Annotated in this window: 3 protein-coding genes; 2 read left to right on the plus strand and 1 reads right to left on the minus strand. The window is 61.8% G+C overall.

Going from position 1 to position 1,923, the window contains the following annotated elements:
* The first annotated feature begins 223 nt into the window (after nt 1-223).
* Nucleotides 224-784, plus strand: coding sequence for a L,D-transpeptidase (locus ACE3S9_RS19095; RefSeq protein ID WP_374548059.1), 561 nt, complete (start codon nt 224-226; stop codon nt 782-784).
* On the opposite strand, the gene ACE3S9_RS19100 is transcribed toward ACE3S9_RS19095, so the two are convergent.
* On the minus strand, nt 703-1,407 hold the full coding sequence (locus ACE3S9_RS19100) for a YggS family pyridoxal phosphate-dependent enzyme (RefSeq protein WP_374548060.1): 705 nt from the start codon (nt 1,405-1,407) through the stop codon (nt 703-705). The genes ACE3S9_RS19095 and ACE3S9_RS19100 overlap by 82 nt on opposite strands.
* Nucleotides 1,408-1,598: 191 nt before the next feature.
* On the opposite strand from ACE3S9_RS19100, the gene ACE3S9_RS19105 reads away from it, so the two are divergent.
* A partial coding sequence (locus ACE3S9_RS19105) for a class I tRNA ligase family protein (RefSeq protein WP_374548062.1) occupies nt 1,599-1,923 on the plus strand: 325 nt, incomplete at its 3' end.

Consider the following 1,923-nt stretch of genomic DNA (forward strand, 5'->3'; position numbering starts at 1 on the left):
GGGAAAGCCGCAGCAGAGCATCGTCGTCGACAATCAAGATCCGGCGGACTTGCGACATGAACGATCCTGTTACCGGCGCGACGGATAATGGGGAGGGCCAATCGGCCGAATGGGGTGAAATTCCTTGCTTCCGACTGAATCTACGCTGTATCGAGGCCGTCGTCAAAAGGCGGACGTGTTCCAGGGACGCGGCGCACGCCTTATTTCGCGGGCTTTTGTGCGCATGCTGCCAAATCTGCCGGACCGTCCGCCGCGTGGAACGATCCGGATCGGCGCGCAAAGCTTTCCCTGTTCGGTCGGCAAGAATGGCGTCGGCGTCAAACGCCGGGAGGGCGATTCGATCACCCCGGTTGGACGTTTCCGCATCGTCGCCTGGCTAAGGCGCCCCGATCGATGGACGGTCTTTCGCGCCGACTGTCGCCCCCTGTCGAGGACCAACGGTTGGTGCGACGATCCCCGGTCCTGGCGCTACAATCGTCCCGTCCGGCTTCCCTTCGCTTTTTCGGCCGAAACGCTGTGGCGCGAGGACGGGCTTTACGATCTGGTTGGAATCGTCGATTTCAACGCGCGTCCCCGTATTCTGGGACGCGGTAGCGCCATCTTCCTCCATCTGGCGCAGGACGGCTATCGCCCGACCGCGGGATGCGTGGCCTTGGCGGCCGATGATTTGCGGAAAATCCAGTTCCGTCTCGGCGCAAAACCTCAGATCGCGATCGGCGATGTTTTCGTGCGACGCTCGCCAAAAATGGCCGAGCCGACACGGACTTTGGTCGCGCCCATCTGAATCGCCAGTTCGAAATCGCCGCTCATGCCCATCGACAGCTCCTTCAAACCGTGTCGCGTCGCGAGCTGACGCAGCAACGCGAAATGCGGCGACGCCAGTTGATCGGCGGGGGGAATGCACATCAGGCCATCGATCGTCACCTGCGCCTCGTCGCGGCAAAAGGCCAGCAGCGCGGCCAGATCACGCGGCGCAACCCCGGCTTTCTGCGGTTCTTCGCCGGTGTTCACCTGAACATAGAGGCGCGGCGCCGTGCCGCTTGCGCGAATCGCGGCGCCGATCGCCAAGGCGATCTTCGGCCGGTCGACGGTCTCGATGACATCGAACAAAGCCACGGCTTCCGCCGCCTTGTTGGATTGCAGCGGGCCGATCAGGTGCAAGGTCACATCCGGGAATTGCGCGCGAAGCGGCGGCCATTTCTCCTTGGCCTCCTGCACGCGGTTCTCGCCGAAAATGCGCTCCCCCGCGTGGAGGACAGGAAGAATGTCCGGCGCGCCAAAACCTTTCGAGACGCAGATCAACTGGACGGATTCGTCCGGTCGGCCGAAATCGCGACAGGCCCGTCCGATCCGGGCGCGAACCTCGGCAAGGCCGCCAGTCGCCGGCAAAGGATCTCGTTGTTCCATCGTCACTCTCGCGGTCCATTCCAAAACATCATGCGCCGCGCATGAGCGCGCCGTCGCGGATCAGGTCTATGAAGGGAAAGGCCGCGAATCAAGCTTGCCGCAGCGTGGCATCGCGGCGGCGTTATACAATTGACCGCCGCGACGAAATCATGCTCTTTGCAAGCAATTTCCGATGTCGCGTAGGAACTGAAATGGCAGGGCGGTCTGAGCGTTACAACGCGCGTGAAGTCGAACCCAAATGGCAGCAAATCTGGCAGGACCGTAAGACTTTTCTGACGGCCAATGACGATCCGCGGCCGAAATATTATGTCCTCGAAATGTTTCCCTATCCGTCGGGCCGCATTCACATGGGCCATGTCCGCAATTACGCGATGGGCGATGTCGTCGCGCGCGTCATGCGCGGCAAGGGATTCAACGTCCTCCACCCGATGGGATGGGATGCGTTCGGCATGCCGGCCGAAAACGCTGCGCGGCTCAACAATTCGCATCCGGCGATCTGGACCTACGCCAATATTG

Source organism: Rhodoblastus sp. (assembly GCF_041915505.1).
Lineage (GTDB): Bacteria > Pseudomonadota > Alphaproteobacteria > Rhizobiales > Beijerinckiaceae > Rhodoblastus.

Excerpts from the sequence above, each read along its gene's own strand:
- ACE3S9_RS19095 (WP_374548059.1), top strand. The coding sequence starts at position 224 with ATGCTGCCAAATCTGCCGGACCGTCCGCCGCGTGGAACGATCCGGATC.
- ACE3S9_RS19100 (WP_374548060.1), bottom strand. The coding sequence starts at position 1,407 with ATGGAACAACGAGATCCTTTGCCGGCGACTGGCGGCCTTGCCGAGGTT.